Source organism: Bifidobacterium moraviense, from assembly GCF_012932365.1.
GTDB lineage: Bacteria > Actinomycetota > Actinomycetes > Actinomycetales > Bifidobacteriaceae > Bifidobacterium > Bifidobacterium moraviense.
Map to the genome: position 1 here is coordinate 121633 of NZ_JAAIIH010000002.1, position 13677 is coordinate 135309.

The 13677-nt window shown below is 68.7% G+C and carries 11 protein-coding genes; 1 reads left to right on the forward strand and 10 read right to left on the reverse strand.

What is annotated here, in order from left to right; genetic code table 11:
• Positions 1-87: 87 nt before the first annotated feature.
• From G1C96_RS03810 to G1C96_RS03845, 9 genes are all read right to left on the reverse strand, one after another.
• A complete protein-coding gene (locus G1C96_RS03810; protein WP_169275329.1) occupies positions 88-1056 on the reverse strand; it encodes a Ppx/GppA phosphatase family protein in 969 nt (322 codons plus the stop codon).
• Between the two features lie 1331 nt (positions 1057-2387).
• On the reverse strand, positions 2388-3044 hold the full coding sequence (locus tag G1C96_RS03815; RefSeq protein ID WP_169275330.1) for a peptide deformylase: 657 nt from the start codon (positions 3042-3044) through the stop codon (positions 2388-2390).
• Positions 3045-3129: 85 nt separating this feature from the next.
• Positions 3130-4515: a phosphoglucosamine mutase gene (glmM, locus tag G1C96_RS03820; protein ID WP_169275331.1), complete on the reverse strand. Its 1386-nt coding sequence runs from the start codon at positions 4513-4515 to the stop codon at positions 3130-3132.
• 332 nt (positions 4516-4847) lie between these two features.
• Positions 4848-7457: an aminopeptidase N gene (pepN, locus tag G1C96_RS03825; RefSeq protein WP_169275332.1), complete on the reverse strand. Its 2610-nt coding sequence runs from the start codon at positions 7455-7457 to the stop codon at positions 4848-4850.
• A gap of 120 nt (positions 7458-7577) precedes the next feature.
• A complete protein-coding gene (locus tag G1C96_RS03830; RefSeq protein ID WP_205832029.1) occupies positions 7578-9377 on the reverse strand; it encodes a ribonuclease J in 1800 nt (599 codons plus the stop codon).
• Positions 9378-9432: 55 nt separating this feature from the next.
• Complete coding sequence (gene dapA, locus G1C96_RS10085) at positions 9433-10338, reverse strand: 4-hydroxy-tetrahydrodipicolinate synthase (protein WP_205832030.1); 906 nt, start codon at positions 10336-10338, stop codon at positions 9433-9435.
• Positions 10339-10398: 60 nt separating this feature from the next.
• Positions 10399-11163: an SAF domain-containing protein gene (locus tag G1C96_RS03835; RefSeq protein WP_169275333.1), complete on the reverse strand. Its 765-nt coding sequence runs from the start codon at positions 11161-11163 to the stop codon at positions 10399-10401.
• Positions 11164-11304: 141 nt separating this feature from the next.
• Complete coding sequence (locus G1C96_RS03840; RefSeq protein WP_169275334.1) at positions 11305-11499, reverse strand: FmdB family zinc ribbon protein; 195 nt, start codon at positions 11497-11499, stop codon at positions 11305-11307.
• A 149-nt stretch (positions 11500-11648) separates the two neighbouring features.
• Positions 11649-12284 (reverse strand): 5-formyltetrahydrofolate cyclo-ligase, encoded by a 636-nt coding sequence (locus G1C96_RS03845; RefSeq protein WP_417852165.1) that lies wholly within the window; start codon positions 12282-12284, stop codon positions 11649-11651.
• 230 nt (positions 12285-12514) lie between these two features.
• Between G1C96_RS03845 and dapB the strand changes: the two genes are divergently transcribed.
• The gene (dapB, locus tag G1C96_RS03850; protein ID WP_169275336.1) at positions 12515-13267 is read left to right on the forward strand and encodes a 4-hydroxy-tetrahydrodipicolinate reductase; all 753 of its coding nucleotides are present in this window, start codon (positions 12515-12517) and stop codon (positions 13265-13267) included.
• A 145-nt stretch (positions 13268-13412) separates the two neighbouring features.
• Here the strand turns inward: dapB and G1C96_RS03855 are convergent, their stop codons facing one another.
• Positions 13413-13676, reverse strand: a complete 264-nt coding sequence (locus G1C96_RS03855) for a hypothetical protein (RefSeq protein WP_335341918.1) — start codon at positions 13674-13676, stop codon at positions 13413-13415.
• Between the last annotated feature and the right edge of the window lies 1 nt (position 13677).

The following is a 13677-nucleotide window of genomic DNA, read 5'->3' on the forward strand; positions in this document are numbered from 1 at the left end:
TGATGCGAGAACGGACGCGAGGGCATTCCCTCGCGTCCGTTCTCGTATCAGCGGCGTCGGTCCCGCCGGCGCCCGATCAGCAGCCCGTCAGAACCCCAGACGCGTGCGGCCGAACTGATCCAGCCAGCGCAGGATCGCACCCTCGCGCAGCGCCCACGGGCAGATCTCCACCTCGTGCACGTTGAGGGCCTTCATGATCTCGTCGGCCACGATGCCGCCGCCCACGATCTGCATGGTGCGCTCGGGCGTGATGCCGGGCAGGGCCACGCGCTGCTCCGGCTCGATGGCGGCGAGACGCGGGATCCAGTCCTCGAGCTGCTCGCGCGTCATGATCCACGAATCCTCACGCCCCGGCGAACGCATCACGGCACCGGCGAGACGGGCCAGGGAACGGAACGTCTTGGAGGTGCCCACGGCATGGTTGGGCAGCTTGGACTTGGGGAACGACTTGACCATCGGCTCGAGGATCTTGCGCACGTGGGCGCGCACGACCTCCAGCTCCTCGGCGGTGGCGGTGCCCTCGGGCAGGTACTTGGAGGTGATGCGGCCGGCGCCGGCGGGCACGGACAGCGCCACGGTGGGTTCCTCGTCGGAGCCCATGGCGACCTCCAGCGAGCCGCCGCCGATGTCCAGCACCAGCAGGCGGCCGGCGTCCCAGCCGTACCAGCGTCGGGCGGCGAGGAAGGTGAGGCGCGCCTCGTCGGTGCCGGACAGCACGGTGACGCCCTGACCGATGCGTTCCTCGATCTTGTGCAGGATCTTGTTGCCGTTGGGGGCCTCGCGGATGGCGGACGTGGCCATGGCGAGCAGCTGCGTGATGTCGTACTCCTCCGCGAGCTTCATGCACTGGTCCACGGCCTCGAGAATGGCTTCGATGCCGGACTTCTTGATCGACCCGTCGTCCTTGAGGTACTGCATGAGGCGAACCGTGGTCTTGGTGGAGGCCTCCGGTTCCGGGCGCGCGCCGGGGGCGGCGTCGACGATGAGCATGTGGACGGTGTTGGACCCGATGTCGAGCACGCCGAGTCGGGTGGTGTGGGAGCGCAGATTGATCACAGGTTCCGAGCCTATCACCGCCGCGGCCCGCGCATGGACGCCGGTCCACGGCAATCCTTCCACGCGGGCGCTCAGGACGGCGGGGGATGCGCCTCTCATCCCGTCATCCTGAGCGAGGCGCTGCCTTCCACCCCGTGTCATCCTGAGCGAAGCGCAGCCTCCCCCGGTCATCCTGAGCGGAGCGCCGCCTCCACCCGGTCATCCTGAGCGGAGCGCAGCGGAGTCGAAGGATCCTTGACCATCACGACTGTGTCAAAGATCCTTCGACTCCGGGCTCCGCCCTCCGCTCAGGATGACAGAAGAAAAACCACCCAGGACAACAGGGAAGACCAAACAGGACGGCGGAAGCCGACCGGAGCGAGTCTCCTCACCATCCCAGGCGGAGCGCAGTCGCTCACTTCGTCGTCCTGCGAAGCACCGCCTTTCCCCGGTCATCCTCTGAGCGAAGCGCAGCCTCCCCCGGTCATCCTGAGCGAAGCGCAGCGGAGTCGAAGGATCCTTGACCATCACAACTGTGTCAAAGATCCTTCGACTCCGGGCTCCGCCCTCCGCTCAGGATGACAGAAGAGAAACACTCAGGACAACAGGGAAGACCAAACAGGACGGTGGAAGCCGAACCGGAGCGAGTCTCCTCACCATCCCAGGCGGAGCGCAGTCGCTCACTTCGTCGTCCTGCGAAGCACCGCCTTTCCCCGGTCATCCTCTGAGCGAAGCGCCGCTTCCCCCGGTCATCCTGAGCAAAGCGCCGTCTTCCCCCGGTCATCCTGAGCGGAGCGCAGCGAAGTCGAAGGATCCTTGACCATCACAACTGTGTCAAAGATCCTTCGACTCCGGGCTCCGCCCTCCGCTCAGGATGACAGAAGGAAAACCACTCAGGACAACAGGGAAGGCCGAACAGAACAGCGGAAGCCGAACAAGAGCGAGTCTCCTCACCATCCTAGGCAGAGCACAACATCCCCCTCGTCGTCCTGCGAAACACCGCCTTTCCCGGTCATCCTGAGCGAGGCGCTGCCTTCCACCCCGTGTCATCCTGAGCAAAGCGCCGTCTTCCCCCGGTCATCCTGAGCGGAGCGCAGCGGAGTCGAAGGATCCTTGACCATCACGACTGTGTCAAAGATCCTTCGACTCCGGGCTCCGCCCTCCGCTCAGGATGACAAGAAAAAACCGAACAGGACGGCTGAAGCCGAACGCCCGCTCAGGATGACAGAAGAGAAACACTCAGGACAACAGGGAAGGCCGCACAGGATGACAGAAGAAAAACCACTCAGGGCAACAGGAGAAAACCGCGCAGAATGGCGGGAGGGTGCCGGTCGGAACGACCGGCACCCCGGCTACAGCTCGAAGCCGAGCTCCTTGGCGGCCTCGGTGGGCACCGGGTCCTCGCACCACAGGTCCTCGAGGTTCTCGTACGTGGTCAGCGAGCGGATCTCCGCCCTGTCGATGTACAGCTCGCCGGAGAGGTGGTCGGTCTCGTGCTGGAAGATGCGCGCCGGCCAGCCGTGCAGATGCTCCTTGTGGTGCTGGCCGTGCTCGTCGTCCCATTCGGCGGTGATGTCGAGCCAGCGGCGGCGCACGGCCTGGTAGCCGTCGAAGCTCAGGCAGCCTTCGTAGAAGCTGCGCGTCTCCTCGCCGATCGGCTCGTACTTCGGGTTGATGATCGCATGGAACGGGAATTCGGCGGTTTCGCGCGGATCGTCCGCGTCGCCGTCGCGCATGTGGTCCTCGACGACGGCGATGGCGAGGCCGAGGCCGATCTGCGGACCGGCGAGGCCCACGCCCGGCGCCTCGAGCATGGTGACGTGCATGACGTCGATGAGCTTAGCGAGCGTGGACTTCCTGAGCTGGCCGTCGTAGCGCGTGCACTGCTGGCGCAGCACCGGCTCGCCGGCCTGCACGATCGGCAGGATCTTCTCCTTGCCGCCCTCCTTGAGCAGCTGCTCGACCTCGTTGGTCAGCGCGATGTCGACCTTGGCGTTCTTTCCGAACATGGGTGGGTTGCCCTCCTTGGGGTACAGGGGTGCGGGGTGCGGTATGCGGAATGCGGAACGGACGGAGCGGAACGGACGAGCGCGACTACAGCGCCAGCTCGTCGGCCACGACCTTGGCCAGACGGTCGCAGACCTCGTCGGCCTGCTCCTGCGTGGCGGCCTCGGCCATGACGCGCACCAGCGGCTCGGTGCCGGACGGGCGCAGCAGCACGCGGCCGGTGTCGCCGAGCAGCTTCGTCTCGCGCTCCACGGCGGCCTGCACCTTGGCGTTGGTGGTGGCGGCCATCTTGTCCACGTTCGGCACGTTGACGAGCTGCTGCGGCAGCTGCGGGAAGTCGGCGGCCAGCTCCTTGAGGCTCTTGCCGGACTGCACCACCTCGTTGCACAGCGTCAGGGCCGTCAGGGTGCCGTCGCCGGTGGTGGCGAACTCGCGATTGATGACGTGTCCGGACTGCTCGCCGCCCAGCGAGTAGTTGCCCTTGAGCATCTCCTCGAGCACGTAGCGGTCGCCCACGGCGGTCTGCACGGTGGCGATGCCCATGTCCCTGAGCGCGAGCTTGAGGCCCAGGTTGCTCATCACGGTGACGACGAGCGTGTTGTGGTTGAGCTTGCCCTGGCGCTTCTTGGCGCGGGCGAGGATGCCCATGATCTGATCGCCGTTGACCATGTTGCCGTCCTCGTCCACGGCGAGGCAGCGGTCGGCATCGCCGTCGAACGCCACGCCCATGACGGCGTCGGAGGCCTTGACCATGGCCTGCAGCTGCTCGGGGTGCGTGGAACCGGCGTGGCGGTTGATGTTGTAGCCGTCCGGGGAAGCGTTGATGACGATCACTTCGGCGCCGGCGCGGCGCAGCGCCTCGGGAGCGACCACGGAGGTGGCGCCGTTGGCGCAGTCGGCCACGATCTTGAGGCCCTTGAGCGGCTTGGGCTGCACCTTGTCGGCGCCGATGGGCGCGATGGTGGAGACCAGATGGTCGATGTACAGGTCGGTGGCGGTCTTGGTGTCGTGGCTGATGCGGCCCACGCCGGCGCCGGTGGGACGCTCCCAGTCCTGGCCGAGCACGGCTTCGATCTCGTCCTCCTTGGCGTCGGGCAGCTTGAAGCCGCCGCGCGCGAAGAACTTGATGCCGTTGTCCGGCATGGGGTTGTGGGATGCGGAGATCACCGCGCCCATCTCCACGTTGAGCACAGAGGTGAGGTAGGCGACGCCCGGCGTGGGGATGATGCCCGCGTCGATCACGTCGAAGCCGCCGGCGGCCATGCCCGCGGACAGCGCCGCCGCGAGGAAGTCGCCGGAGACGCGCGTGTCGCGTCCCACCAGCGCGCGGCGACGGCCTTCGGGCTGGTCGTCCTTGGTGCCGGAGTCTCCCAGCACGCGCACCGCCGCGTCTCCCAGATCGAGCGCCAGCCGGGCCGTCAGGTCCTTGTTGGCCAGTCCTCGAACACCATCGGTTCCGAACATCTTGGGCATGATCGCACCTTCCTTGACGCGCGCGGACTCGTTGTTGCGGGCCTTGCGCGGATCCTCCTCGAATCCTCCGCAGGCCCCGCCGCGCGCGGACATCCAACTCTTCGTGACGGCACCATCGTACCCAACCGCCCGCGGCGAGTCACGCGCGCGACGCCGGTCGTCCCCGTTTCCCCGCATTTCGCGGGGATCCGACGATGCGGACACGCGCGGTGCACGCCCGCACGCCACGGATACGCGCGCGGCCTCCGCTTCCGCAGGGAAGGGAGGCCGCGTATGCGCGTCGGCGATCAGCCGGCCGGTTCAGCCATTCAATCCAGCCGAACGACCGCCGATCAGGCGAACTGCTGGTTGTAGGCGCGCACCTTGAGGGTGCGGTGCGAGCTGGCGACGTTCTCGATGACGAGGCGGCGCAGCGCGCGGTCGGCGTCCTCGTGCGCGGCAAGCCACTCGTCGCCGAGCCTGGTCAGCGTGGCCGGGTCCGCGTAGATCGGGTACAGGCCGTTGAGCAGCGCCTCGGCCATGTGGTACGTACGGTTCGCCCACACCCAGTCGATGGTCTCGAAGTAGGTGGCGGCGTACGGCTCGGCCAGATCGGGGCGCGGCGTGGCGGCGAATCCGCGGGCCACGGCCTCCAGCTGGCTGTTGGTCAGGCTCTCGTCGTGCAGCGCGGCATCCCACGCCCACGCCTTGGCGTCGGCGTTGGCGAGCGCGGCGCGGGCGCCGAGCGCGAACTCGCGGTTCTCGGTGGTCTCCTTGCGCTTGAGCTCGTCGGCGATGCCGTCGGCGTCGATGTTGTTCGTGTTGGCCAGCGCCGAGACGATGGTCCAGCGCATGTTGTTGTCGATCTCCAGGCCCTTGAAGCGCACGAAGTCGTCGAGCAGACCTTCGGCGTGGTGGGCGAAGGTCTCGTCCTCCTCGGTGCCGTAGCCCAGGTAGGCGGTCACGAGCTGGAACTGCTGGTCGGAGCCGGGCTCGGCCTGGGCGGCCAGCTCCCAGAGCTTCGTCGCCACGGTGGCGAGCGTCACGTCGCGGCGCGACGGCGCCACGTAGTGGTGGGCGGCGGTGCTCATGCAGGCGAGCGCGTAGCGGAACGTGGTGGACTCGGTCTCGTGGGCCAGCAGGGCGAGCGTCATGGCCACGAAGCGCTCGGCGGGGAATTCGCCGTCGCGGGTCATGTCCCAGAAGCCCAGCCAGATCACGGCGCGGGCGAGCGCGTCGTCCACGCGCTGCAGGTTGCGGGCGGCGAACTCCTCGCTGTCCTCGTCGAAGCGGATCTTCGTGTAGGTCAGGTCGTCGTCGTTGATGAGCAGCAGCGCCGGACGCTGCTTGCCCACGGCTTCGGGCACGTCGGTGATCTCGCCGTCCACGTCGAGCTCGATGCGGTCGGTGCGCGTCACCGTGCCGTCCTCGCCGGGGTTGTAGAAGCCGAGTGCCAGACGGTGCGGGCGCAGCACGGCGTGCTCGGCCGGCGCGCTCTGGCGCAGCTTGAGCGAGGTGATCACGCCGTCGTCGTCCACGTCGATCTCGGGGGCGATGGTGTTGATGCCGGATTCCTCCAGCCACTTCGCGCTCCAGGCCTTGAGGTCGCGGCCGGACGTCTCCTCCAGCTCGGCGAGCAGGTCGGCGAGCGTGGCGTTGGAGTACGCGTGCTTGGTGAGGTAGTGGTTGATGCCTTCGAAGAACTTGTCGCGGCCCACGTAGGCGACGAGCTGCTTGAGCACGGACGCGCCCTTGGCGTAGGTGATGCCGTCGAAGTTGACGTACGTGTCGTTGAGGTCGTTGATGGGCGCCACGATCGGGTGCGTGGTGGGCAGCTGGTCCTGCCTCAGGGCCCAGCTCTTCTCGCCGGAGCAGAAGGTGGCCCACGCGTCGTGCCATTCGGTGGCTTCGGCGGTGGCGAGCGTGGAGGTGAACTCGGCGAAGGACTCGTTGAGCCACAGGTCGTTCCACCACTTCATGGTCACGTAGTCGCCGAACCACATGTGGGCGAGCTCGTGCAGCACGGTGACGACGCGGCGCTCGGCGAGCGCGTCGGTCACCTTGGATTCGAACACGTAGGAGTCGCGGATGGTGACCATGCCGATGTTCTCCATGGCGCCCGCATTGTATTCCGGCACGTAGATCTGGTCGTACTTGGCGTACGGGTACGGCACGCCCCACGTCTTGGCGTAGAACGCGAAGCCCTTCTTGGTGATGTCGAACAGGTAGTCGACGTCCTTGGCGAACGCCTCGGCGAGCGACTGGCGGCAGTACTGGGCCATGGGCACGGTGCGGCCGTCCTCGTTGGCGTATTCGGTGTGCCATTCGGCGTACGGGCCGGCGCAGATGGCGGTCAGGTAGGAGCTCATCGTCGGCGTGGTCTCGAACGTCCAGCGCACGGCGGTCTCCGGCGCGTGGTCGCCCAGCGTGCCTTCGGCGGTGACGGCGTCCAGGTCCTCCTTGGAGGCGACCGGCATGTTGGAGGTGACGATCCAGCTCTTGGCGGCGGTCACGGCGAAGTCGAACGTGGCCTTGAGGTCGGGCTGGTCGAACACGGCGTACACGCGGCGGGCGTCCGGCACCTCGAACTGGGAGTAGAGGTAGACGTTGCCGTCGGACGGGTCGACGCTGCGGTGCAGGCCTTCGCCGGTGTTGGAGTAGCGGCACAGGGCGGTCACGACGACCTCGTTGCGCTCCCTGAGTCCGGCGAGCTCGATGCGGTTGTCACGGTAGACGGCGGACGGGTCGAGCGTCTCGCCGTTGAGCGTCACGGCGGTCACCTCGTCGGCGATGAGGTCGAGGAAGGTGGCGGAGCCGGCGACGGCGTCGAAGACGATGGTGGCGGTGGAGCCGAAGGTCTTCGGACCGGCGGTGAGGTCGAGCGCGACGGCGTAGTGGATGTTGCCGGTGACGACGGCCTTGCGCTCCTCGGCCTCGACGCGGGTCAGGTTCGATCCTGGCATGGTGTTCCTTTCATGGTTCGTGTTCGGGTTCGCGCCCGCCCGGGGTTCCGGGGGCGCGCATGGCATAGAGACGGCAATCGCCTACGGTCCCTTGGGGCGCGTAGGCGATTGCCGGTTCGTTCACTGGTTGACGGGCTTGGCGTCCACGTCGGAGGCGATGTCCGCCACGACCGGCACGATCATCGGCTTGCGGCGCAGCTTGCGCGCCACCCAGCTGCCGAGCGTGCGGCGCATCACCTGCTGCAGACGGTGCGTGTCCTTGGTGCCGTGGACCATCGCGTCCTCGAGCGCGGAGACGATCTGCGTGCGCACCTGCTCGAACTCGCTGGCGTCCTCCGCCACGGCGTTGAGGAAGATCTTCGGGCCGGACACCACTTCGCTGGTCTCCGTGTCGACCACCACGAAGCTGGAGACGAAGCCCTCGGAGCCGAGGATGCGGCGCTTCTCCAGTTCCTCGTCCGTCAGCTCGCCCACCGAGTCGCCGTCCACGTACACGTAGCCGCACGGCACGGAGCCGACGACGGCGGCGCGGCCGTGGTAGAGGTCCACCACGTCGCCGTCCTGCGCGAGCACCACGTTCTGCGGGTCCACGCCGGTCTTCACGGCGATCAGGCCGTTGGCCACGAGGTGGCGGTTCTCGCCGTGGATCGGCATCGCACACTTGGGCTTGACGATGTTGTACATGTACAGCAGCTCGCCCTCGTTGCAGTGGCCGGAGACGTGCACGGCGGCGTTGTCGCGGTTGACGACGCGCGCGCCGAGCTGCACGAGCTTGTTGATGACCTTGTACACCTCGTGCTCGTTGCCGGGGATCAGGGAGCTGGCCAGGATCACCGTGTCGAACTCGTTGATCTGGATGTCCGGGTGGATGCCGTCGGCGATGCGTCCGAGCGCGGCCATCGGCTCGCCCTGGGAGCCGGTGCACATGTAGACGAGCTTGTCGTCCTGGATGTCGCGCGCCTGCTTGAGGTCCACGACCGTGCCCTCCGGGATGTGCAGGTAGCCGAGGTCCGCGGCGATGCCCATGTTGCGCACCATGGAGCGGCCCACGAACACGACTTTGCGGCCGTACTTGTGCGCGGTGTCCACGACCTGCTGCACGCGGTGCACGTGCGAGGAGAAGCTCGCGACGATGATCTTGCGCGTCGCTTCGGCGAAGGCGTGGTCGAGCGCCGGGCCGATGGACGTCTCCGGCTTGACGAAGCCGGGCACCTCGGCGTTGGTGGAGTCCATCATGAGCAGGTCGATGCCCTGCTCGCCGAGCTTGCCGAACTCCACCAGATCGGTGATCTTGTGGTCCAGCGGCAGCTGGTCGAGCTTGATGTCGCCGGTGTCGATGATCGAGCCGGCCGGGGTCTTCACGCGCACGGCGAGGGCGTCCGGGATGGAGTGGGTGACGGTGACGAACTCGAGGTCGAACGGACCCACCTTGAGGCGGTCGCGGCCCTGCACCTCCACCTTGGTGGGGGTCTGGCGGTGCTCCTTGCACTTGGCGTCCACGAAGGCGAGCGTGAGCTTGGAACCGATGAGCGGGATGTCCTCGCGCAGCTTGAGCAGGTACGGCACGCCGCCGATGTGGTCCTCGTGGCCGTGGGTGAGCACAAGCGCCTCGACCTTGTCGAGACGGTCCTTGATGTAGCTGAAATCGGGCAGGATCAGATCGACGCCCGGCTGCTCCTCCTCGGGGAACAGCACGCCGCAGTCGATGAGCAGCAGGTGACCGTTGTACTCGATCACGTTCATGTTGCGGCCGATCTCGCCCAGACCGCCGAGCGGCACGATGCGCATCGAGCCCTTGCGGTACTTGGGCGGGGCCACCAGCACGGCGTCCTGCTGCGGACTGGTGGCCTGCTGGGCGGCGGGCTTCCTGGATCGGGTGTTGCTTCGCTTGGTGTTCTTGGTGTTGTTTCTTCTTACCATTCTTTGTTTGGGTTTCTGTTTCCTTTGCCCCCGCCTGACGCGTGGGGCGACGATGTCACAGCAGACCTGCGGCGCGCATGCCCTCCTCGGCCTTGTCGAGCTGCGTGGCGTTGGGACCGACGTTCGGCAGGCGCATCGCGGTGCTGGGGATGGTGCCCTTGATCCTGCACGCGGCCTTGGCCATGACGGCCTGATAGCCGTCGCCGTTGAGGGCGTGCACCAGCGGGGCGAGCTGGTTGGCGAGCTTGCGGGCGGTGGCGATGTCGCCGGAGTCGAATGCCTCGACCAGCCGGCGCATCGGGGATGCCGCCACGTGCGCGATGACGGAGATGATGCCCACCGCGCCGATGGACAGGAACGGCAGGAACAGGCCGTCGTCGCCGGAGTACCATGCCAGTCCGGTGCGCTGCTGCTTCTCCACGGCCGCGGCGAGGTCGCCGGTGGCGTCCTTGACGGCCTTGACGTGCTCGAGCTCGGCGAGGCGGTCGTACGTCTCCACGGCCACCTTCAGGCCGGTGCGGCCCGGCACGTCGTAGACGATGATCGGCTTCTCGGCCACCTCGTCGACGGCCTTGTAGTGGCCGACGATGCCGTCCTGACTGGGGCGCGAGTAGTACGGCATGACCACGAGCACCGCGTCAGCGCCCGCCTCCTGCGTCTGCTCGACCATGCGCACGGTGTGCGCGGTGTCGTTGGATCCGGCGCCGGAGATCACCGGCACGTCCACGACTTCCTTGACCGCGCGCACCAGATCCACCTTCTCGTCCATGTGGGTGGTGGGCGATTCGCCGGTGGTGCCGTTGACCACCAGGCCGTCCGCGCCGTCGGCCACCAGGGCCTTGGCAAGGTTCTGCGCGGCCTCGAAGTCGACCGAACCGTCGGACTTCATCGGGGTCACCATAGCGGGCAGAATGCGGCCGAACGGGGCCGGGTCCAGAAGATGCATGTCACCGTCACTCATAAGGTTCACCGTACTTCGCGGGCGGGACGCGGCGCGGGTCCGCCGCGGCCCCGGTCCGCATCATGGCTCGTCGCTCCCCGACGGCGCGCGCAGCACGGCGAGCAGCGGCCCCGCCTCCTGCCCGGCCAGCACGCGCAGCGCGTCTTCGGCGCCCAGCGCGAAGGTCACGCTCAGCGAGGGCGAGACGCCCGAGCCGGAGCCGGACAGCAGCCCGGATCCCGCGAGGCCGGACGCCCCGGTCTCCGCGGCCGCGGCCGGCGCGGTCATCGTGAGCGCGTCCCGGGCCAGCACGCAGGCCCCGGAGGCGGAGCGGGCCGTCGCGTCCGCGTCAACGTCCGCACCGCCATCCGCCGGCGCGGCGTCCGACGGTGCGGCGTCCACCGCCTCGCACCCCACCGAGGAGACGAGATCGACCCGGTCCCCGGGCGTCAGGCGCTCGGGCACGCTGGCGAGCCGCACCTCGATGGTGGTGCTGCCCGACTCGGGCACAGGGGCCGCGGACAGCATCGCGGGATACAGCGGCTGCCCGCGCGCGATCGGCGCCAGCGCGATCATGCCGCGCACGTCCTCGACGCGCGCCGCCGCCGATTGCGTCACCGGGGAGACCGGTACCTCGGCCACCGCGAGCGAATCCCCGTCCAGGCGGGCGCCGCGCGCGATGTCCGCGGCGGCCACGACCACGGTCTGCCGCCGCACCAGCGCGTCCACGACGCCCAGCGCGCACAGCACCGCCAGCGCCGCGCAGCATGCGGCGATCCAGCGTCTGGCCGCGACGTCGAGACGGCGCCTGGCGAGCGACGACAGGCGCGAAGCGTGGTTCCTCATGCCCCGATCCTGCACGCCGCCCGCGCGCGGAACAAATCGGTGCACGCCTGTGGTCGAATGTGGACGAGCCCTGCCGCGGCAACGAAAAGAGGCCCCGTGCGGGGCCTCAGGACGCTGGATGTACGCTACCGGCGAACGGACTCACTTGGAGGAGTGCGAAGCGCCGTCGGTGCGGTAGAAACCGTGCCCCTTGAACTCGATCGGCACGGCGGAGAAGACCTTGCGCACCTGCTCCTGTCCGCACTTGGGGCAGACGGTGATGGGCGCGTCATCGAACGACTGGTGCTCGGTGAAGTCGTAGTCGCAGTTCTTGCAGCGGTAATGATAGGTAGGCAACGTTTCCTCCAACACGATGAGATGTCTTCGACGCCGAGGCCGCGTTCGCCGGCGCGCACGCACGGCGGGCGACCGCATCGGCACGGGTTCAACCGGTCACATTCTAGTCGCCCCGCCGACACGCCGTCGCCCCTCCGCACGTTCCTCCGTCACGCGGTACGGGCGCGCCCCACGCGCCGGAACCCGTCCGGCGTCAGCACGGCGTCGACCGGCAGATCGTGCGCCTCGCACGGCAGCGTCCCGCCGCCCGCCCCGAGCGTCTCCCACGGCCAGCAGACCGCCGCCACGAGCGCGGACGGCGCACGGAAGGCCAGCGCCCGGTCGTACCATCCGCCGCCGCGCCCCAGCCGGGTGCCGCGCGCGTCCACGCCGAGCGCCGGTACCAGGACCAGCCCGGCGTCCCGCAGCGCCTCCGGACCAAGCGTCGCGGCGCGCATCGGCTCGTCCGGACGCCGTTCACCGGCGGACGTCAGGTCGTCCAGCGTCTCCAGCACGCTCCATCCCACGTCCAGACCGCGTCCGAGCCTCGGCACGAGCACGCGCCGCCCGGCGTCGAGGAACGCGCGCAGCAGCGGGGTCATGTCGATCTCCGTGCCCATGGACACGTAGGCCGCCACGACCGGCGATGCGCCCGTCAGTCCCGCGCGTCTGGCCGCCGCGGCCAACGCCTCGCCCGCCCCGCGTCGCTCGTCGGGCGTCGTCAGCCGACGCCGGGCCAGAGCGCCCCTGCGCAGCTCGCCCTTCGCCGTGCGCACGTCCGCGCGCGCATTCGACATATCCGACATATCCACCGTCGCGTCCACGTTCCGCCCGCCGTCCGTCATCCGTTCCCCGCCTTTCCGCGGCCCATGTCTCCGTTATGCACCGGATCGCCCACCGCCCGTGCACGGCCGCGTCTCACCGTTCGCCGCCGCGCCTTCCAGTTGTAGCCGACGGCACGCATAATGTGAGCGGACAAGTGAGCGGACGCGGCGGGACCACCGGGCGGCCGCGACCGGCGAATCAAGGAGTGGATATGGTACGGGTTTCCGTGGTTGGCGCGAAGGGACGCATGGGCTCCCACGTGGTGGATGCCGTGAATGCGGCCGAGGACACGCAGCTGGCGCTGGCGCTGGACGCCGGCGACGATCTGGCGGCGATCACGCCCGACAACACCGACGTGGCGGTGGAGTTCACCGTGCCGTCCGTGGCGCTGGGCAACGTGCTGGCGCTGGTGGCGCAGGGCGTGGACGTGGTGGTGGGCACCACCGGCTGGACCGAGGAGAAGCTCGCCAAGGTGCGCGAGGCCCTCGCCGCCGCGCCGCGCGCCGATCAGGCCGTGTTCATCGCGCCGAACTTCGCGATCAGTGCCGTGCTGGCCGACCACTTCGCCACCGTGGCCGCCCGCTACTTCGAATCGGCCGAGGTGATCGAGCTGCATCATCCCACCAAGGTGGATGCCCCCTCCGGCACCGCGTTCCACACCGCGCAGGGCATCGCGGCGGCGCGCAGGGCGGCCGGTCTCGGCCCCGTGCCGGACGCCACCGAGACCGACGGCGGCTCGCGCGGCCAGGTGGTGGACGGCATCCACGTGCACGCCGTGCGCCTACGCGGCCTCAACGCGCACGAGGAGATCCTGTTCGGCAACGCGGGCGAGCAGCTGACGATCCGCGCCGACAGCTTCGACCGCACCAGCTTCATGCCGGGCGTGCTGCTGGCCGTGCGCAAGCTCGCCGCCGGCGGCCACGCGGGGCTCACGATCGGCCTCGACCACTTCCTCGATCTCTGACCGAGGTCTCTGCCCCGATCTTTCCATCGGCCCGTTCGGGCCTGAAACGACCGCGCCCCGGCGAACGTGCATGAACGTGCATGTTCGCCGGGGCGCGGTCGTATGCTCGCCTCGCGCGCGGACGGACGCGTGCGGTGCGTGCCGTCTACTCCCGTTCGCTGAAGACGCCCCAGTGCGGCGGCAGCTCTCCCAGGATACGGCGGTCGTCGTCCGCGTCGCGCTGCGCGCGCGTGCGCTCGTCGGACGGCTCGGTCTTCACACCGTCGGCGTCGAACCACTCCGTGCCCTTGCGCACCACGCGCCGGTGCGGCCTGCGGGACCTGCGCGGCGTCTGCGGAGCGCCGGCGCCGGCATCGCCCGTTCCGTTCGGCGCGGCCGGCTCATTCGTCCCGGTCGTTCCGTTCGCCACG

Excerpts from the sequence above, each read along its gene's own strand:
- G1C96_RS03845 (WP_417852165.1), bottom strand. The coding sequence starts at position 12,284 with ATGTCGGATATGTCGAATGCGCGCGCGGACGTGCGCACGGCGAAGGGC.
- glmM (WP_169275331.1), bottom strand. The coding sequence starts at position 4,515 with ATGCCCAAGATGTTCGGAACCGATGGTGTTCGAGGACTGGCCAACAAG.
- G1C96_RS03830 (WP_205832029.1), bottom strand. The coding sequence starts at position 9,377 with ATGGTAAGAAGAAACAACACCAAGAACACCAAGCGAAGCAACACCCGA.
- pepN (WP_169275332.1), bottom strand. The coding sequence starts at position 7,457 with ATGCCAGGATCGAACCTGACCCGCGTCGAGGCCGAGGAGCGCAAGGCC.
- dapA (WP_205832030.1), bottom strand. The coding sequence starts at position 10,338 with ATGAGTGACGGTGACATGCATCTTCTGGACCCGGCCCCGTTCGGCCGC.
- G1C96_RS03835 (WP_169275333.1), bottom strand. The coding sequence starts at position 11,163 with ATGAGGAACCACGCTTCGCGCCTGTCGTCGCTCGCCAGGCGCCGTCTC.
- dapB (WP_169275336.1), top strand. The coding sequence starts at position 12,515 with ATGGTACGGGTTTCCGTGGTTGGCGCGAAGGGACGCATGGGCTCCCAC.
- G1C96_RS03815 (WP_169275330.1), bottom strand. The coding sequence starts at position 3,044 with ATGTTCGGAAAGAACGCCAAGGTCGACATCGCGCTGACCAACGAGGTC.